The following is an 18,958-nucleotide window of genomic DNA, read 5'->3' on the forward strand; positions in this document are numbered from 1 at the left end:
TCCGTATGTTGGTGCTTCCCAAGGTGATTGAGTGTTTTTCCATCAATATGTAATCTGCCATGAACCTATATGCCCTGATTCTTGCGAATTTTCGCAGAATCGCGGCTGTGGTTATGCTTGGGATTTTTGTTTGCGGTTAAAAATTGAGCGATGAAGCCATTTGGGAGGTGATATGGCATAAGAGGCAAAGACCTCGCCATTGAATGATTAGTCACGAAATCAGCATTCAGGAATGCCCTTCATAGTCACCATGGGATCACTATGTGTGATCGAAGGGCTTCATCAAAATACCTGTCAGAGGAGGAGATATACGATTCATAATAAGTGAGTATTGAGGGTGGGTTAGTGAGATAGTCTCTAGGTGTCTTCTGTCTCATTTAACCCATTATACATTATCTTATTACTATTCATCATTCATCATTCATCATTCATCATTCATCATTCATCATCACTATCTATTCTATTTATAGATCATAACCATCAACAATATTATCATGACACAATGTGATCGGAGTAATTGTAAAAAGGAAATACTCAGACGAACAGAAGCTGGTAATGCAGGCCTTTGTGAGAAGCATTATCAGACATTTTTATTTAATCAACAAAATCAGGAGGTGAAGTTATTAAGTATGTGCCAGTGTTGCGGTGATTCTCTGGCAGAGACAAGAAATGAAAAGTATTGTAGTGCAGCATGCCGTCAGAAAGGTTCACGTAAAATTAATACCAACAATACCGTAAGTATTCTGAATTCATCATACTGGAAGCACATTAATAGTACCTATACACGTAATCCACTGGTATTAGGATCTATTACTGGACCAGGGGATGTGGTGGATTTTCACCAGCTATATCAGATAAAAGCCCGTCATCAGCGAAGCTATACCATTCTTACTTACGAGTGGGGACAGGAAAAAATGAAGCTTGTGGCGTTGCTGTGTATTGAAATATGTCATATGTATCCAAATGGGAAAGGAGGTGCAAACATAGCAGGTAATTTGATTATAGCTCCTGAATTAATAAACCGCAGAAACAGAGATGTAATACCTTATCAGGGCCATGGTTTCGACGGTATCAAATCAGCAGGTGAATGTATTCCATTTAACGGAAGTTTGTATGATGGACTGGTAGAGCGGTATGGCGTCTTAACGGTTAACGAAGAATTGAGCCGAGTCACACCTGTCAGACGCTTTCATGGTAATGTTCCCAGAAAGATTGAGTTTGGTGGTATTGAGCAACAACTTCCCTTGTTCACGCTGCTTCATGGGGAATTGTGGCGTCTTGGACATCACAGAATTTCAGAATGCCTGGGGGAGATCCGGCAGCTGTTCCCTGAATATCCTTTGTATCTGGAGCTACTGGCGATTGTGGGGTTCCATGCGGTGCTATCTGGCGATCCCGATCGCGTCATGGCGCTTTTATGCCGTGTTTTTAATAAATGCTTTGATGTCACCTCGTCATTACGCGAGCCACACAAGCAGTGTATCGGTCTGATGTACCGCTTATTGCGTAAGTATCTTCGTCGCTACTTCAGTGTTGAGATAGACAGCAGAGAGGCTGTGGTGGCGTTCTACAATGGCTTCTACTCACAGGAGATAATCGCGCCTGGCGATGCCGACGATGAAGTTGTGTGTTATCGCTATTCCACTGGCATCAAACATTCTTCCACCACCTTTTTTTATGTACTACCACAGAAGAAGGAACCCGTCGATTTATGGCGTCTTATGGGGGAAGATCTTACTTTTGAGTGAAGGATATTCCAGATATTTTTGCGGCTATATTACTTATTTGAATAGATCAGGAATCTATTCTGCAACGGTGAATAAACCACTTCCTGCATGACTTACCCGGTTCGTTACTGATGTAGCGTTCCGGGTTTTTTAGTTTTATGCGGCAATTCTCTGTTGCATCTATCTCGCGAGATTCGCCGCTGCGTAACCTCACTGGCTACAGGTAAATCTTTCTCACAAGTTTCAGCACAAAAAAGAGGTCGCTCAGACTGCTGACCCCTGCAATCAACTGACGCAACGCGATTCTCTGCCTGAACAGCTGTCGGGCTGCCTGCCGGTTGGCAATCTTACGCCGGAACAACCCGAGAAAATGGCGACACTCAACCAGCGCATGCCTTCTCAGAGGCTTCCTTATCTCATTGTGTTGCGGCAGGGATGAAAGAGCGAGAATGTCGCTGATAACGTCAATGTAGCTATGTGCACGGATATCGTAGTAGTCCTGTCGGTGGGTAATCGATGCCGGGTTCGTGATGTAGAAATAGTCTTTTCTGTCAGCGAAATAAAACAGGCCGTTTGCAGCGGCCAGGTTAATCGTCCAGAGGATGTCCTTGTGGCTTTTACCCTCCTGAAAACGCAGATTATTCTTCCTGATGTAGGACGAGCGTACCATCTGCAGCCACAGGTAATGCGGCCATTCTTTCTGCGCCACGCAATGCTGTATCCACGCATGCCCGTTGAGTGCCTGAGCATAGGGCTGCTTACGATGAACCGGTCGCCGTTGCAGGCAACTGCTGTCGGTGTACCAGCCATTGAAAAGGGCAACATCAGCCTGGGCCGCTCGTGCGCTTTTCAGTCTCTCCCGGAGAAAACCGTCTTCAATCCGGTCATCCGCATCCAGAAAAACCACCCATTCACCCCGGTGTACTGCCAGAGCGGCATTTCTTGCAGCATATACACCCTGATTTTCCTGATGAACAAGAATCAGCCGCTCGTCGGTGATGGCGCTCAGTATGGTCGACGTTTCGTCGGTAGAGCCATCATCCACAACAATCACCTCAATGCTGAGTGTTTGCTCGCTGAGGAGCCCATGTACCTGATGGCCGATAGTGGCCTGCGCATTGAATACCGGGATAATGACGCTGACATCAATTTTAGGCTGCATATCAGGTTACGCTTTCCCTTTGCTGTCATCTTTCTGACGCCTGACGGGGAGGATGTGTTTCTCCCTGATTTCCTGCTCAGTATCAAATAAGCACTCGTCGCAGAATTCCTTATCAAGCCCAAACAGACGGCTGATGATGCCCCTTCTCTTGTTACATCTTGCACATCGTTTCATTACATCACCTGTATTCCTTTGACCCAGCCACCTTCAACCACGGTTTAGCAAAAACAAATAAAAACATAGTGTTAACAACCTTTCGCCACCGTGATTGGGTTGTCTTTACAAAAATATTAATTGATTATACAGATCAATTTTATTAAATCGATCGATAAAAACGATCATGATATTACCGATTGCACGCACCCTGGCATAGGTTTTGGTCGGGTCATTTCCACGGCCGGAAGGGTTATCAACAGCGAAGAGGGCAGGATGAAGGTTTCCCGCTGATTAGCGGGTGATGAGTACGTTCAGGAAGTAAAACCATTCAGGGAAACAAGCCCGTTTCCCGTTCAGTAATAAAAAAGGAGAAAATTGAATGAAAAAATACCGTCCACATCAGAAAACCTTGCTGGCGGTTGTGCTCAGCATGGCGGCGTTTAATGCCTCTGCCGCCTGGACCGTCAATGGTACTTTCTGCCAGTCGTACAGCGATGACGGCCAGGTTCTGCTACGGGTTAAGCCATCAACGATCGGTATTATTGAGAATAAGCCGCAGTGCGGCGGTCGTGGCACCACCGAACTTGCAGGGAGTAATTTCAGGATTAATAACACGTCTTATCCATCCAGCGTGATGTGTAACAGCCAGTCCCAATACCAAGCTGTGCAGACAACCGTGGCAACCAGTGATATTCAGTCAGTTATTAATTCATTGAAAGAAAACAAAAAAGTCAGCATGAGCACGTTTGGTTCTTCTTTTACCTTCAGTACTGCTGATTTTGCCAGCGCGTGCAGCTCGGTAATTAATCAGAAGGTGGCTGATTTCGATCCTCAGTCAGAATACAAGCAGGACATGGCAAAGATGGGTTACAAACAGGATGAAAACGGCCAATGGCATAAACAATCAAAACAGGCATATTCACGCGAAGCTGATCCGGAAATAACTGCCAACTACAATCCAAAAGCGGGCGTTGCTGAAGGTTCAGGAAAAGGTGGGTTCTATGGAGACGGAACCAGTAAAAATCTTTATGGCCTGGGTAGCCAGGCGCAAAAAGAGGCAGAAGCGGCAAATGAAGCCCGCCGCCTCGCGGCACAACATCGTATGTCGAAAACTACCCCAAAAATAACAGAACCAGAGAAGCAGACAGCTCAGCAGTCTGTCGATCTCCCGGTGAATGCGTTCTGTACCCTGGATAACGGGAAAAATGTGGGTGTCTTTGCCGCCGCAGGACAGGATTATCGCTACACCTACTCGGATAAAAACGATAAACCCGAGCTGGAGTTAACGGAAGGGCTGTTCGGCGTGAAAGCCTTCCACTACCACGCACCGCTGGGAATGGGCTCTGCCAGTTATATCCGCTTTAACAAAGGGGTATACGACTACATTCTGCTGAGTAAAGACACCGGTCATGAAGAGTTTCAGGGTATTCGGGTGTACAAAAACGGCGACCTGGTTTCGGCTCACGAATGCAAAACCCATCTGACGCTCGATACCCGCCAGCTTCCCCAGGATAGTCACGTTGACAACGACAAAATGGGTGAACACTTCATCCTGAACTGACTGTAAAAGTCATTAACCGCAGGAATACCCCTGCCACGACTCTACCCCACACAGCAGGCCACATCCCTACAGGGGACGTGGCTTGTTCTTTTTATACCTTCTGACAGCAAACCCACAAGCCAGGCTCATCACAGCGATGTCCCTGGCCTTTCTTTTATCCACTGTTTAAGCAGGAGAACGAATGGAAAATAACGATGAGATTGACGTTGAGTATGACGATGAGATGCCTGCAGAGAAACACAACTCCCGCAGTATTCAGGCCATGATGGGCTGGCTCTATGACAAAGCCGTCAGTGGGATTGCCGGGATCGAGTCGGCTGAAACCCTGGCAGAACGCTATCTCACTGATGCTGAGGGTGATGTGACAAAGGCCGCCCACGCGATGATCCGCTGGGAAAGCGTCAAGGCGGGTAGTACCGGCTTTTTATCCGGTGTGGGTGGGGTGGTGGCGATGCCCGTCACGCTGCCGCTGAACATCACCAGCGTACTGTTTCTCCAGACCCGACTGGTGGCAGCCATCGCCTGCCTCGGCAAACGCAGTCTGGCTGACGAACGTATCCGGGCACTCGCCGGGCTGTGCCTATGCGGTAACGCTGCCAAAGCGCTGTTGCAGGAAGTGGCGTTACAGGCGATGGACAACTGGACCCGCCCCTTCACACGGAGGATTGTGGAGAAAACCCTGGTGCTGATGGCCGCCCGTGCCGGTGTACGCACCAGTGGCCAGTTTATTCGTCTGGTGCCTCTGGCCGGCGGTGTGGTCAGCGGGGCGGTGGATGTCACCACCACCCGCACGATTGGCCGTATTGCCTGCACCACGTTTCTTCCACCTTATCCGGGGCAACGGAAATAATGAGAAATCATGAGGTTACCACTTTTCCGCACAAGAGGCTCAGCCGCGCTGAGGCCGAAGCTATTGCTGCAACGTACACCAATGTCACCTTTGAGGATGACCAGGGTATCCATTTTCGTCTGGTTATCCACGATACCGACGGCATGCTTATCTGGTGGGACTGGGATTTTGTCCCGGAGGCTGGCGTGATGCCCAACCGCTTTATTGCCAGCTACGGTATCCCGATGGCCCCTGCTACTGACGACAATTAAAGATCGTCCCACGACGGCAACAATCACCGCTATCACTATTACCCCCTCACAGCCACGCAAACAATCAGGCCATACTTCCTTCCGGGGGTATGGCCTGTCTGCGTTTATGCCATTATCAAGGAGTTTACATAATGCGATTAGCCAGCCGCTTTGGCCACACGAACCAGATACGTCGTGACCGTCCGCTGACCCACGAAGAATTACACCAGCATGTTCCCAGCGTCTTTGGTGAAGACAAGCACAATTCCAGGAGCGAGAAGTACACCTATATCCCCACGATTACCCTGCTCGAAAACCTGCAGCGCGAAGGTTTTCAGCCCTTCTTCGCCTGCCAGTCGCGTGTACGTGACCCCGGACGCCGGGAGCATACAAAGCATATGCTGCGCCTGCGTCGCGCCGGGCAGATAAACGGCCAGCAGGTACCGGAAATCATCATCCTCAACAGCCATGATGGTGCATCGAGTTTTCAGTTGCTGCCGGGCATATTCCGCAGCGTCTGCACCAATTCCCTGGTTTGCGGGCAGTCGTTTGGCGAAATTCGCGTACCACACCGGGGCAACGTGGTGGAGAGAGTTATTGAAGGCGCTTACGAAGTCCTCGGGGTGTTTGACCCGGTGGAGGAAAAGCGCGAGGCCATGCAGTCGCTGCTGCTCCCGCCACTGGCGCAGCAGGCGCTGGCGAAGGCTGCGCTGACGTATCGCTTTGGCGAAGAGCATCAGCCGGTAACCGAAGCACAGGCGCTCTCTCCCCGTCGCTGGCAGGATGAGAAAAATGACCTCTGGACAGTCTTTAACCGCCTGCAGGAGAACCTGAGCAAGGGTGGATTGGCCGGACGCTCGGCACAGGGTAAGCGCAGCCACACCCGCGCCGTCAACGGTATCGACGGTGACCTTAAACTGAACCGGGCCTTGTGGGTGATGGCGGAAGAACTGCAGCAGGCGCTGAGCTGATGCGGCACGCTCCAGCGAAAGAGATGTCGATGGCTATGCACAGTTCTGCCCACGCTCACATCTGAACGTACCGCTTGCTGATATCACCCGCCGGTAACACGGCACATCTGCTCCCCCAATTACACGACTCACATGCTCCCGCTCATCGGGAGTGCGCTGATGACCCTGACAAAAGGAAAACAACCATGACGGACATGATTCATCTTAACGATAACAACCTGTTGTATCCCTCTACCGGTGATGACTCCATACCGGTATTAGCCGCCACACTCGTTCCGGATGAACAACGAGTGGAATTCTGGCCGCAGTACTTTGGTAACATCCCACAATGGATAATCCTTGAGCCACATATCTTCGCCTGGATGGACCGCTTCTGCGCGGACTACTGCGGGGGTATCTGGCAGTTTTACATGCTAAGCAACGGCGGTGCTTTTATGGCCCCGGAGGCGAATGAGGATACCGATGAAAAATGGTCGCTGTTCAACACCATGAACGGTAACGGTGGTGAACTCAGCGCCGAAGCCGCCGGTATTGCCGTCTGTCTGATGACTTACAGCCACCACGCCATGCGTACCGGATGCGATGCCATGACGGAACACTATTACCGTCTGCGGGATTACGCGCTCAACCACGCGGAATGCAGCGCCATCATGCACATCATCGACTGAGGTCAGACACTATGGAACAACAGCTACCGCTGTTTGCTGCCGGATTACCGGCATCCGCACAGCACATCATCCGGGAGGCACTAACCCTGCTGGAGCGTCAGTTACGTGAACCCGGAGCGTCATTTACCTCCAGCCACGCCGTCCGGGACTGGCTGCGCCTGCAGCTTGCCACACTGGAGCGTGAAGAGTTTACCGCGCTCTTCCTCGATAACCAGCACCGGCTGATTGCGCATGAAACCCTCTTTACCGGCACCATCAACCATACGCAGGTCCATCCACGGGAGGTGATGAAGGCGGCACTGAAATATAACGCTGCAGCCATGCTCGTCGCGCACTGCCACCCGTCAGGGCACGCAGAGCCCAGCGAGGCGGACAGACGGATCACAGAACGTCTTAAACAGGCACTGGACTTGGTGGACATCCGCCTGCTGGACCACCTGGTTGTTGGCGGGATGGAAATCGTCTCGCTCGCTGAACGTGGCTGGCTGTAAGGAGACCTGTGATGAAAATAATCCCCAAACGTCAGGCAATGACGATATACCGCCAGCATCCTGAAGCCCGGTTGTTTCGTTTCTGTACCGGAAAGTACAAGTGGAGCGGCAGCATCTGCCATTACGCGGGTCGGGAGGTTCAGGATATCAGCGGCGTACTGGCGGTTTTTGCTGAACGCCGTCAGGACCGTCATGGCCCGTATGTCGTATTGCGCAGCGTTACCCTGAATTAATGCACAGTTAAGGATTACTTAAATGCAGAACACAACAAATGTAGCAACCCATGATAGTGCCGAACCCTGGTGGGGACTTAAACCTACCGTCAGGACGTGCTTTGGCGCACGGCTGGTGCAGGAAGGCAACCAGTTGCACTATCTCGCCGACCGCGCCAGCATCACCGGCACGTTCAGCGAAGCGGATTTACGCCATCTTGATCAGGCGTTTCCGCTGCTTTTGAAACAGCTTGAATTGATGCTGGTTTCCGGTGAACTCAATCCCCGCCATCAGCACTGCGTCACGCTGTATCACAATGGTCTCATCTGCGAAGCGGACACACTGGGCAGTTGTGGTTATATCTACCTCGCGATTTATCCGGGGGAACCGCCAGCAGCATAATCACCAGACCTGCAACAGCATTCGGCACCACCTTCCTCGTTTCACCTCAGAAAGAGAACATCATGCAAACCCAATCTATACACCCTGCACGGGCGGCAGAGTCCTGCCCGCCGCCTGTCGCCGTCTGGCAGATATTACTGACGCACTTGCTGGACAGCCACTACGGTCTGACGCTCAGAGATACACCATTAGGCAACGATGGCGTGATCCAGGAGCATATTGAGGCTGGTATCTCGCTGTGCGATGCCATCAATTTTATCGTCGAAAAGTATGAACTAATCCGTATCGATCGTCACGGTTTCAACGCAGATACACAGTCTCCACTTATTAGTTGTATTGACATTCTCCATGCCCGTAAGGCTTGTGGATTAATGACCCGCAACGGCCACAAAGTGGTTACCGATATCACTCGCGGCAAATGTAGCGAGGTGCAGCAATGAAACTATCCCTGACAGTAGAAGCTGATGCCATCAACGTACTGGCTCTCAATATGGGTCGGATCGCCGTCGATATCGACGGGATTGAGCTGACCGACCTGATCAATGTGGTCTGTGACAACGGTTATTCGCTTCGTATTGCTGATACCCCCGGGAAGCTGATTGTTGAAGATCCGCTACTACCTGTCACCCGTCTGAACGGGATCCAGTGCAATACCGGGCACATTACCAGTGAGGATAACGCTATTCTCGACCAGATAAGTCTTCAACGCCACGACGGCGGCAACAACGACTGGATACTGTACACCGGCTACGGATTTATTCTCAGACTGAATGCCCGTTTACATCCCGTACTGGAACTAAAGCGAATCGGGCTTTCAAAAGACAGCCGTCGGTTAGTGACTACGCTCATACAACGTTACGGGATCGATATTCTGCATTTGGATGCAGCGGGCGACCTGTTGCCCGGTTTTGCAACTTTCGACTGGTAGGCCCTCGATCCGACATATTCAGTCTCTGCAATACTCCAGTCAGAATAATCGCAGTCCGATATTCACCTTACGCATAAGCGCCAGCCCTCACCGGCTGGCGTTTTGCTTTATAGAAAGGATATAAACTATGTCAGAACTCACCATCACCAAATCCGAAGTTTTAACCGATCACACCGACGTGATTTGCTCCACCAGCATTGAGCGCATCATCACCGGGCGTAATAGTGCACTTAAACAAATTGAGACACTGATACAACAAGTTGCTGATATATCGACGCTGACCAGAAGTATCGGCGGTAAAACCGCTCTTGACTGGGCCATGAAGCAGGATTTTCGCTGTGGCTGCTGGTTGATGGAAAAAAGAGAAGCGGCAATGAAAGCCATTACCCGCAATCTCGATCGCGATATATGGCGTGACTTAATGAAGCGTTCAGGGATGCTTTCCATTATGGATGCTCAGGCTCGTGAGCAGTGGTACAACAGCCTGGAGAAAGACGATATTCCCGCTATCAATGAAGAAAATATTCTGAGCACATTTAAACAATTGCATCTGAATAAAAGTGAAGTATTTGAACGTGGTGTGATTAACGTGTTTAAGGGGCTGAGCTGGGATTACAAAAGCAACAGCCCGTGTAAGTTTGGGAAAAAAATCATCGTGACAGGGCTGGTGAAATATGACCGTTGGGGATTTGGTCTTAACTGGGGCTGGCAGCGTGATCGCCTGGCTGACCTTGAGCGCATGCTGATGCTTCTCGATGGAAAACCTGTCCCCGACAACCGGGCTGATGTCACCCGTCGTCTCAGCGATCATATTCATGAGAACAGGCACAGTACCAGTTATGAGGATGAGATGTTTACTATTAAGTACTATCAGAAGGGAACGGCCCACATCACGTTCAAACGATCAGAGCTGGTTGATAAGTTGAATGACATCATCGCCCGGCACTACCCAAGCTTGTTAAGCAGCCGTTCTTGAGGGTTTTGACGGCTGAAGCTAACAAGCTTATGATCCGTCGTAATTTCTTTTCCTCATGAAGGAACGGGTATGAGCAGCAGAATGTGGATGATCCGTGGTGACGGCGGCAAGCTTTATGACGATTTTCGCGATAAGCAAATTGTAGGCATCGGTTGGTCTCAGCTGGCTCCATTAGTCAAACCCGGCCTGTCCCGAGCCCAGTTACTCGCCTTATACCAAGAGGCAGACCCATTAACAAAGCTGGGAACTGCGCGTTCTGGTGCATCGCAGGTCTGGCGTTTTGTGAACGAAATCCAAAAGGGGGATTGGGTTATGACCTATTCGCCAGCCAACCGTACTTATTTGCTAGGCAAAGTTACTTCAGACTACCAATATCATCCTGAATGGGTGGAAGAGGGGATGGGTATCGCTCGGCAGGTTAAATGGAATACTCAAGAAATCGATCGCGATCGACTGTCTGTATCTACCAAGAACACATTGGGTTCTACGCTGACGGTTTTCCAGCTTCCAGAATATGCGCTAGAAGAGCTTTTACAGGATAAGAAACCCACTATTGATGTGATTACTCAGAATCCAGTTGCGATGGATGAAGATGAGGTCGTTTCTGATCCGCTCCGCGATATGGAAATGCTGGCGTTTGAGGGTATCAAAGATCGTATCAACTCTCTTGACTGGGACGAGATGCAAAATCTGGTTGCCGGAGTTTTACGCAGTATGGGCTATAAAACGCAGGTCTCACCTGCAGGAGCCGATCGGGGTAAAGATATCATTGCTTCACCTGATGGGTTCGGTTTTGAAAATCCACGTATTATCGTTGAGGTAAAACATCGCAGGGAGCAAATGGGAAGTCAGCAGATTCGCAGCTTTATTGGCGGTCGCCATAAAGACGATCGCGGTCTTTATGTCAGTACAGGGGGTTTTACGAAAGATGCTCGATATGAAGCCGACCGTTCGACGATACCACTGACGCTTTGGACGCTTGATGATCTCGTCCGGGCGCTTATTGAGAACTATGAGCAAGTTGATATTGAGACCAAACTTTTGGTGCCTCTGAAGAAAACTTTCCTGCCTGCCTGAATCTTGCTTTGATAGCCATATCGGTGTTCTACTGGTGTGGCTTTATACCCACTTGCAATGTCTATTTTTTGTACGGATTTTAACTTGTGGGTACAAGTGCGGGTATAACTATTTATCCCTGTTTATAAACTACATTGATATCAGTCTATTGTGTGTGAAATTCGAGTCCGGCCTTCGCACCATCTGATATGCAAATCAAGTCGCTCCTAAGCGACTTTTTTTGTACCTTCATTATTTGATCTTGACATTTAAGCATAAATAATTTCATTAAGATTAATCTTTGAAATTTTTCGTTATTATACTTAACACATTATCAATTGATATAAATGAGAGGGATATTATGGTTTTAATTGATAGTTTAATTGAGCTAGCTAAACCTTGGGCTAAAAAGATTGTAGAGGAAAAATTCTTACCTTATCTTCAGGATATAGGGTATGAATACTATTTAAAGGGGCGTCAACTCAATAAATTAAAATCTTCTATGTCTGATTATCTTATAAGAGTCAAGTCGCAATGTTCTGTAATTAACTCCCTTGCATTTCCAAATGTTTTAAAGAAAATAAAAGATATTTATGAGCCACTATTTTTATCATCTCTTGACTCTCGTGATGAAAATAGTATCAGGGTATCAAATGGAAATGACTTTGTTACAATGATTACTCATGCATTAATAATTGATAATGCTGGTATGGGTAAGTCTACGTTGATGAAGAAAATCGTTATTGATACAATTGATAAAACAGAGTTTATACCAGTTTATATCGAGCTGAGATCTTTAGCTGACTCACCGATTACATATCAAATAAAAGAGCTGCTAGGAATCGAGCCGTCAGAGTCTGATGATTTGGTAAGGAATTTCCCGTTTGCATATTTTTTTGATGGTGTAGATGAAATTCCATTTGATCAAAAAAATAATATTCTTAAAAGAATTCGTGAATTTTCTGATGATTTTCCAAAGTCTAAAATTCTCATTACATCTAGACCCGATAACTCTCTTTTAGAGCTACATGGTTTTTCACGTTATAGAATAAAGCCATTAGAGCTAGAGCAGTCTTACAATTTATTGAGACTGTATGATGCGAATTCATATAGTTTAAGCAACAAATTGATTTTGTCTGGTAAATTAATTTCAGAGATAAAGTCAATGAGGAATAAGGATAGCATTACGGAGTTTTTAACTACTCCTCTATATGTCTCACTACTTTTTTGTGCTTATAAGCATAAGCCTATTATACCAAGAAGAAAGGATCTTTTTTACAGTCAAGTATATGAGGCATTATTTGAGTCTCATGATTTGAGTAAGGAAACTGGTTATGTAAGAGGGAAAATGTCAGGTCTGGATATAACCGATTTTAGCCTTTTATTGAGAAGGTTGGCTTTTTGGTGCCTTAAACACAATGGCAGGCTTGAGTTCTCGCGGGCAGAATTGGAAATATGTATCCTTGATATAGTATCTAATATAAAAGGTGTTCAAGTAAAACCAATACAATTTATTAATGATTTAATAACAACGGTTCCTTTATTTGTTAAGGAGGGATCTTTATACCGATGGTCACATAAATCACTAATGGAGTACTTTTCAGCAGAGTTCATTTGTATTGATGTCAAAGACAAGAGAGATGAAATTCTATTGAAACTTTTTGATAGCAATAGCCCCTCAAAGTACAAAAATATTTTAGAGTTATGTGCAGATATAGATTATAGTACTTTCAGGCGTACAGTCGTTAAACACTGCCTTGAGAGGTATTTAAATCATTTTGAAAAGATAGACGAAATAGATAACTTATCATTAGTTGATAAAGAAATATGGGCTAGTGTGAGTTTCTTTACAGATATTATATTACGGCTTACTCCCTATGGTAGTGCGAGCTTATCCGATTTTGTACCAGACGCAGAAAAAAGAAACAAATCTCCTGATCCTGAATATCCAATTTTCGAAAATACCTTTATCGGTTATCAAGATTTTATTACATCTCTCACTTATCCAGAGTCCCTCGGAAGTGCAGTTTTTGAAATATTGAAATGGAAGCATCTAGAGTATTTTTATACAGAGAGAAACTTTTATAATCGACTTAATGATGATGCTAATATCATTACAGAAAATGTTATGATTAAAGTTATTAATGGTAGAGTTATCGGTGCTCATGACTCCATTATTCCCGGAGTCATAACTGTTTTGCTGCAATTTAGACATGCATTATCAATACCAGTTATTCGTACTGCTTCTGCACGTAGAGCATTATCAGATATTAATTTGGATGCATCAAATGGTGTTGATAACTTATTAGAAGGTTTTTAATTTATATTGATGTGTATTATGTCAATGTAGTTGAGAGGGGCTTATGCCCCTTCAATTAGGATCTTTCTTTTCTAATTAAATTCAGACGATTAAGTTGTTTGCCACTTTTGTCAAAATATCTCTCCGGCCAAATCTCACTCGGATGCACTCCCAGCGCCTCAGCAATCAAAAATTCCCCTTTTGGCCAGGGTTTCGTTAAAGCGTTCGCCAGTGTTGATGAGCTCAAACCAGCCGCTCGCGAAAGTGCTGCTAGCGACGTACCTTTCTTACGTATACCCGCGATGATATCTGCCTGGTGCCAACCTTTTTTCATGATTCCCTCCTGACTCTTTCCTGTAAATGGAACTGCTATAAATCGATGCTACGTTATTCGTAGTATCGTGTCTAAACAAAAACTACGAATATCGTAGTTATGCGAACTACTCCAAATTACCGTGAAATTTTCTGCAAAAGACTCAAAGCTTCGCGGCTTGCATGTGGGCTTTCGCAAAGGCGGCTGGGGATTTTGGCGGGTATCGATGAGTTTGTCGCAAGTGCACGTATCAATCGTTATGAACTTGGAATTCATGAAGTTGATATACAAACGGCTCAGCAATTGGCAGATGTATTGAATGTTCCACTTGCATATTTCTATTCTGATGATGAGCAACTGGCAGAAATGATTTTGCGCTTTACTCGATCATCCTCACAGATTAAAGAAGATGTTTTGGAGTTGGTCCGCTAGCCATCTGTGTTGCCACGCTTTTTATTACAAGACTACGTTACTCGTAGTATCTGCTACGCTCTAAAGCTACGACTATCGTAGCCATGAAAACTTCTATCAATTACCCCGATATCTTCTGTCAGCGCCTAAAAGCTGCTCGTCTTTCTAAAGGACTATCACAAAAGAGTCTTGGCATTCTTGCGGGGATAGATGAGTTCGTTGCAAGCACGCGCATCAATCGCTATGAAAAGGGCGTTCACCAAGCCAACATAGAGATTGCTCAGCAGCTCGCTATGGCACTGGAAGTCCCTTTGGCATATTTCTATATGGTTGATGACGAACTAGCAGAGTTGACTTTAAATTGGGTGAAGCTATCTGCTCGGGACAAAACAGAAATGCTGGCTCACATAAAGGCCAGGGCTTCCGAAACCCCAAGATAAATTTTTGTTTGCCCGGCATTCTTACATTAGCTCCGGGCAAATATCCCACACGAATTCTTAGACGACCCCATTCCCCAGCACAAACAAAATATTGCGATTACGTTCGCATCGTGGACAATGCTTAACCATGTGCTGCGTTTATATTAACGAAATCAATAGTTTTATTTAAGTCACGGGATGGGCTATGGACAAGAACACTCGAAGGTTCGCATCATACTGGCGTAACTCCTTGGCAGATGCCGAGTCTGGTAAAGGGGCATTTGAGCGTAAAGATGCGGATAAATTCACCCGCTGGATGGATATCACTACGGGGCGGTTGGATGATAAGACCGTTCGTGCGTTCTTTGAGGGTGAAGATGAATCGGTTAAAACCGTCGAGGTGCTGCTACGTCCAAAAGTCTGGATCCGCCTTATAAAGCATGGCAAAGAGCGGACGGCAGGTGCACCAGGTATCGTCACTCCGTTGGTAACTTCTGCTCTTGTGAATCGCGAAGGCTTTTTGTTTCCCATCGCGCCAGCCACCATTCCCCGCGATCTACTCGAACCGCTTCCCAAAGGCACTTTCTCAATCGGTGAGATAGTGCAATATGACAAATATAAAACGACGCATAACACATCAACCTTTGGAGATGATGACGAACAAGAACGCCGTAACGAGACTGATGAACAGCGTACAGAGCGTTATGAAAAATATCGACATCAATGGGAAAAATACCTAAAGCAAGCAGACGAGCTTCTGGAAAATGTTGCCGGGCGGTGGAGTGCCTCCCACGAGCAATATGAACCGGCCGGATATGGCTATGTCATCAAGGCTAACCAGCCCGGCGGGGCCAGCATCCATATCCTTCCTCTGTACGATCATCTGCTGATGTCTAAAAAAGAGGTTCCGTTACTGGTGCGTTTGGCCTCTATGGAAATGCCTTCCGTAGAACCTCCCCTTGCCGCCAATGCAAAGTTTAGCGAGCGTTTGGGGCATTCCGGGGATGAGTTTCCGCTGGCTGTAGCGCAGCGCGATGCTCTAAGTCATTATCTCACCCTGCAATCGGGCGATATTCTCGCAGTCAATGGCCCTCCGGGAACCGGAAAAACCACTCTGGTTCTTTCTATTATTGCGACCGAATGGGCAAGAGCCGCCCTCGATAAAACAGAGCCACCGGTGGTGATTGCTACATCAACCAACAATCAGGCCGTGACCAATATCATTGAAGCGTTCGGTAAAGATTTTTCCACCGGCACCGGAGTAATGGCCGGGCGCTGGCTGCCTGAGTTAAAGAGCTATGGCGTTTACTTTCCGTCTTCGGGCCGTAAGGCTGACGCCGCAAAAAAATATCAGACGGATGACTTTTTCAACCGTGTTGAGTCTCTGGAGTATGTTGAAGATGCGCAAATCTTCTATCTTGAGAAAGCAAGGGCGGCGTTTCCATTGGCGGATTGCAGTTCTCCCGAACGCGTCGTGGATCTTCTGCATGAGTGTTTAACCAGGCAGTCAGCGCAGCTTAAGAAAATTGAACCTGCATGGGACAGCCTGAACCGCATCCGCCAGGAGCGGAATGCCATCAGCGAAGATCTCGATCAGTATATTCAGGATAACAATACGTCACTGCTCGGCTGCGCGAATGAAATCGCATTTTTAACCCAGGGTAAAAAGCAGTGGCAGCAATACCGTGCGGGCGAGTCGATGGTATATGCGTTCTTCTCCTGGATCCCCGCCATTCGTACTAAACGCCAATATCAGATTAACAATTTCTTGGACGAGACGTTTGGCATAAGAATGATTCCGTTCCAGGGGACTGCACCGGAAGGCATCGACGCGTTTATCGACGGACTGATTGCGCAAGCGCAAAAAGAGCAGGACAGATATCAGCAGCAAATCGATCTTGCGCAAGACGTTTCCCAACGCGAAAGAGAGGCTGCCCGTTGTTGGCACGACTTGACCCATTCGCTGGGGCATGCGAGTGAAGAGGAACTGAGCCTGACGGGAGCCGACGAGCTTGCCGATATGCAGATCCGCTTCCCGTCGTTCCTGCTGGCAACCCACTACTGGGAAGGCCGCTGGCTAATGGATATGGATGCGATTGACAATATTCAGAAAGAAAAAGGTCTTAAAGGGGCGAAAACGATCAAGGCCCGCTGGCAACGTAGAATGAAGCTTACTCCGTGCGTGGTGATGACCTGTTACATGCTGCCTCACCATATGGTCATCAGGGAACATATTGGCGGGGCTAAGAAATTTGATGATAGCTATTTATATAACTTTGCCGATCTGCTGATTGTCGATGAAGCAGGGCAGGTGCTCCCGGAAGTGGCTGCGGCTTCTTTCGCGCTGGCGAAAAAAGCGTTAGTGATTGGCGATACAGAACAGATCGCGCCTATCTGGAACAGTGTACCCGCCATTGATATAGGCAATATGATGGAGGAAAACATTCTCTCCGGTGGAACTCAGGAAGAGCTGATGGATGCCTATGCGCTAATGTGTGATTCAGGTAAAAGCGCTGCATCGGGCAGCGTTATGAAGATGGCTCAGTTTACGTCGCGCTATCAGTACGATCCGGACCTTGCCCGTGGCATGTACCTTTACGAGCACCGTCGCTGCTTTGACAACATCATCGGCTACTGTAATGCGCTCTGCTATCACGGCAAGTTACAGCCAAAGCGGGGAACCGAAAAGGAGACGCTTCTTCCGGCAATGGGCTATCTACATATAGATGGTCTGGGTCAGCAGGCAAACAGTGGGAGTCGCTATAACGCTTTTGAGGCGGAGACGATAGCGGCCTGGCTTGCCGCGCGCAAAGAAGAAATAGAACATCATTACGACAAACCACTGCATAAAGTGGTGGGCGTCGTTACGCCATTTTCGGCGCAAGTCAACTCTATCAAGATGGCATTGTGTAAGCAGGGTATTAATTGTAGTGGCGATGAAGATTCCCTAACGGTCGGCACAGTGCACTCTTTGCAGGGGGCGGAAAGGGCGATCGTTATCTTTTCTCCTGTTTATTCCAAACATGAAGATGGCGGGTTTATCGACAGCGACAGCAGTATGCTGAACGTTGCCGTCTCACGCGCCAAAGATAGCTTCCTGGTCTTCGGGGATATGGATCTGTTTGAGATTCAGCCAGGCTCTTCTCCACGAGGGTTGCTGGCAAAATACCTGTTCTCTTCCGATAGCAATGCCTTGCAGTTTGAGTTCCAGGAACGCAAAGATTTAAGCGCAACACAAACGCAGATTTCAACTCTACACGGTGTGGAGCAGCACGATACGTTTCTGAATCAGACTTTTGGCTCTATCGGGAAGAACATTACCATCGTTTCCCCATGGTTGACCTGGCAAAAGCTGGAGCAAACTGGCTTTTTGAAGTCTATGATCCAGGCGCGTTCGCGCGGCATTGATATCACAGTGGTAACAGACAGAAATTACAATACTGAACACGTCGATTATGAAAAGCGTAAAGAGAAACAGCAGGGCCTTAATGCCGCTTTGGAAAAGCTGAACGAGATGGGTATTGCTACGAAGCTGGTCAATCGTGTTCACAGTAAAATTGTGATTGGAGATGATGGGCTGCTGTGTGTCGGGTCGTTTAACTGGTTCAGTGCTACGCGAGATGAAAAGTATCAACGGTACGATACATCGATGGTGTACCGGGGCCAGAGCCTAAAGGGGGAAATCAAAACGATTTATGCCAGCCTGGAGCAGCGCCAGTGCTCTAGTGTTGCACTGGTGGGGCGATGACCCTGAATGTGAAGCTGCATATATATAGTGTCGTATGAGTCAGGCCGAATCATCATTCTCTATCCTTTATATATAGAAGATAAGAGATTCCGTTTGTGGTCTTGACTGGAAATATCATCACGATTGTGGATAACTGTGTGCACAACTGCGTATAAGGCGGGGTTTTGCTGTGGAATGCAGCAGTCAGTCAGATTCGTGCAAATTTAGGGTTGCGGCCCCGGCAGAACTCCCTATAATGCGCCTCCATCGACACGGAACATGTGAACAACATCACAGAGTAACGGCGGCGATGAGAGTCAAATATCCTGAAATTAAGGGTTGACTCTGAAAGAGGAAAGCGTAATATACGCCACCTCGAGTTAGCAAGCGAAAGCGCG

19 protein-coding genes are annotated in these 18,958 nt (G+C 47.5%); 17 read left to right on the forward strand and 2 right to left on the reverse strand.

From position 1 onward, the window contains the following. The first annotated feature begins 494 nt into the window (after positions 1 to 494). Positions 495 to 1,748: a hypothetical protein gene (locus AB1E22_RS12190; RefSeq protein WP_148677555.1), complete on the forward strand. Its 1,254-nt coding sequence runs from the start codon at positions 495 to 497 to the stop codon at positions 1,746 to 1,748. A 196-nt stretch (positions 1,749 to 1,944) separates the two neighbouring features. Here the strand turns inward: AB1E22_RS12190 and AB1E22_RS12195 are convergent, their stop codons facing one another. Continuing rightward, entirely contained in the window at positions 1,945 to 2,889 is a 945-nt protein-coding gene (locus tag AB1E22_RS12195) for a glycosyltransferase (protein ID WP_043865901.1), read from the reverse strand. A gap of 535 nt (positions 2,890 to 3,424) precedes the next feature. On the opposite strand from AB1E22_RS12195, the gene AB1E22_RS12200 reads away from it, so the two are divergent. The 13 genes from AB1E22_RS12200 to AB1E22_RS12260 all read left to right on the forward strand — a co-directional run bounded on the left by AB1E22_RS12200 (position 3,425) and on the right by AB1E22_RS12260 (position 13,711). After that, positions 3,425 to 4,606, forward strand: coding sequence for a hypothetical protein (locus tag AB1E22_RS12200; RefSeq protein ID WP_233097513.1), 1,182 nt, complete (start codon positions 3,425 to 3,427; stop codon positions 4,604 to 4,606). Positions 4,607 to 4,787: 181 nt separating this feature from the next. Continuing rightward, positions 4,788 to 5,456, forward strand: coding sequence for an EcsC family protein (locus AB1E22_RS12205; RefSeq protein ID WP_048299772.1), 669 nt, complete (start codon positions 4,788 to 4,790; stop codon positions 5,454 to 5,456). Beyond that, on the forward strand, positions 5,456 to 5,707 hold the full coding sequence (locus tag AB1E22_RS12210) for a DUF905 family protein (RefSeq protein ID WP_198802594.1): 252 nt from the start codon (positions 5,456 to 5,458) through the stop codon (positions 5,705 to 5,707). Before AB1E22_RS12205 ends, AB1E22_RS12210 begins: the two co-directional genes overlap by 1 nt. A gap of 131 nt (positions 5,708 to 5,838) precedes the next feature. After that, the gene (locus tag AB1E22_RS12215; protein ID WP_198802596.1) at positions 5,839 to 6,657 is read left to right on the forward strand and encodes a DUF932 domain-containing protein; all 819 of its coding nucleotides are present in this window, start codon (positions 5,839 to 5,841) and stop codon (positions 6,655 to 6,657) included. 185 nt (positions 6,658 to 6,842) lie between these two features. Next, the gene (locus AB1E22_RS12220) at positions 6,843 to 7,325 is read left to right on the forward strand and encodes an antirestriction protein (protein ID WP_049097504.1); all 483 of its coding nucleotides are present in this window, start codon (positions 6,843 to 6,845) and stop codon (positions 7,323 to 7,325) included. Between the two features lie 11 nt (positions 7,326 to 7,336). Continuing rightward, positions 7,337 to 7,816 (forward strand): RadC family protein, encoded by a 480-nt coding sequence (gene radC / locus AB1E22_RS12225; RefSeq protein WP_043865897.1) that lies wholly within the window; start codon positions 7,337 to 7,339, stop codon positions 7,814 to 7,816. Between the two features lie 11 nt (positions 7,817 to 7,827). Further along, positions 7,828 to 8,049: a DUF987 domain-containing protein gene (locus AB1E22_RS12230; protein ID WP_043865896.1), complete on the forward strand. Its 222-nt coding sequence runs from the start codon at positions 7,828 to 7,830 to the stop codon at positions 8,047 to 8,049. 22 nt (positions 8,050 to 8,071) lie between these two features. After that, complete coding sequence (locus AB1E22_RS12235) at positions 8,072 to 8,431, forward strand: type IV toxin-antitoxin system YeeU family antitoxin (protein ID WP_048299776.1); 360 nt, start codon at positions 8,072 to 8,074, stop codon at positions 8,429 to 8,431. A 62-nt stretch (positions 8,432 to 8,493) separates the two neighbouring features. Next, positions 8,494 to 8,871 (forward strand): TA system toxin CbtA family protein, encoded by a 378-nt coding sequence (locus tag AB1E22_RS12240; protein WP_367595565.1) that lies wholly within the window; start codon positions 8,494 to 8,496, stop codon positions 8,869 to 8,871. After that, complete coding sequence (locus tag AB1E22_RS12245) at positions 8,868 to 9,359, forward strand: DUF5983 family protein (RefSeq protein ID WP_048299778.1); 492 nt, start codon at positions 8,868 to 8,870, stop codon at positions 9,357 to 9,359. Before AB1E22_RS12240 ends, AB1E22_RS12245 begins: the two co-directional genes overlap by 4 nt. Before the next feature lie 127 nt (positions 9,360 to 9,486). Next, a complete protein-coding gene (locus tag AB1E22_RS12250) occupies positions 9,487 to 10,335 on the forward strand; it encodes a DUF4942 domain-containing protein (RefSeq protein ID WP_049097506.1) in 849 nt (282 codons plus the stop codon). Between the two features lie 69 nt (positions 10,336 to 10,404). Continuing rightward, positions 10,405 to 11,412, forward strand: coding sequence for a restriction endonuclease (locus AB1E22_RS12255; RefSeq protein ID WP_198802600.1), 1,008 nt, complete (start codon positions 10,405 to 10,407; stop codon positions 11,410 to 11,412). Between the two features lie 340 nt (positions 11,413 to 11,752). Continuing rightward, positions 11,753 to 13,711, forward strand: a complete 1,959-nt coding sequence (locus AB1E22_RS12260; RefSeq protein ID WP_367595566.1) for an NACHT domain-containing protein — start codon at positions 11,753 to 11,755, stop codon at positions 13,709 to 13,711. A gap of 55 nt (positions 13,712 to 13,766) precedes the next feature. Here the strand turns inward: AB1E22_RS12260 and AB1E22_RS12265 are convergent, their stop codons facing one another. Further along, a complete protein-coding gene (locus tag AB1E22_RS12265; protein WP_367595567.1) occupies positions 13,767 to 14,024 on the reverse strand; it encodes a helix-turn-helix domain-containing protein in 258 nt (85 codons plus the stop codon). A 99-nt stretch (positions 14,025 to 14,123) separates the two neighbouring features. Between AB1E22_RS12265 and AB1E22_RS12270 the strand changes: the two genes are divergently transcribed. The 3 genes from AB1E22_RS12270 to AB1E22_RS12280 all read left to right on the forward strand — a co-directional run bounded on the left by AB1E22_RS12270 (position 14,124) and on the right by AB1E22_RS12280 (position 18,581). Continuing rightward, a complete protein-coding gene (locus tag AB1E22_RS12270; RefSeq protein WP_367595568.1) occupies positions 14,124 to 14,435 on the forward strand; it encodes a helix-turn-helix domain-containing protein in 312 nt (103 codons plus the stop codon). 83 nt (positions 14,436 to 14,518) lie between these two features. Further along, a complete protein-coding gene (locus AB1E22_RS12275) occupies positions 14,519 to 14,854 on the forward strand; it encodes a helix-turn-helix domain-containing protein (protein ID WP_367595569.1) in 336 nt (111 codons plus the stop codon). Between the two features lie 184 nt (positions 14,855 to 15,038). Beyond that, the gene (locus AB1E22_RS12280; protein ID WP_367595570.1) at positions 15,039 to 18,581 is read left to right on the forward strand and encodes an AAA domain-containing protein; all 3,543 of its coding nucleotides are present in this window, start codon (positions 15,039 to 15,041) and stop codon (positions 18,579 to 18,581) included. The last annotated feature ends 377 nt before the right edge of the window (positions 18,582 to 18,958 follow it).

It is taken from the genome of Buttiauxella gaviniae, assembly GCF_040786275.1.
Lineage (GTDB): Bacteria > Pseudomonadota > Gammaproteobacteria > Enterobacterales > Enterobacteriaceae > Buttiauxella > Buttiauxella gaviniae_A.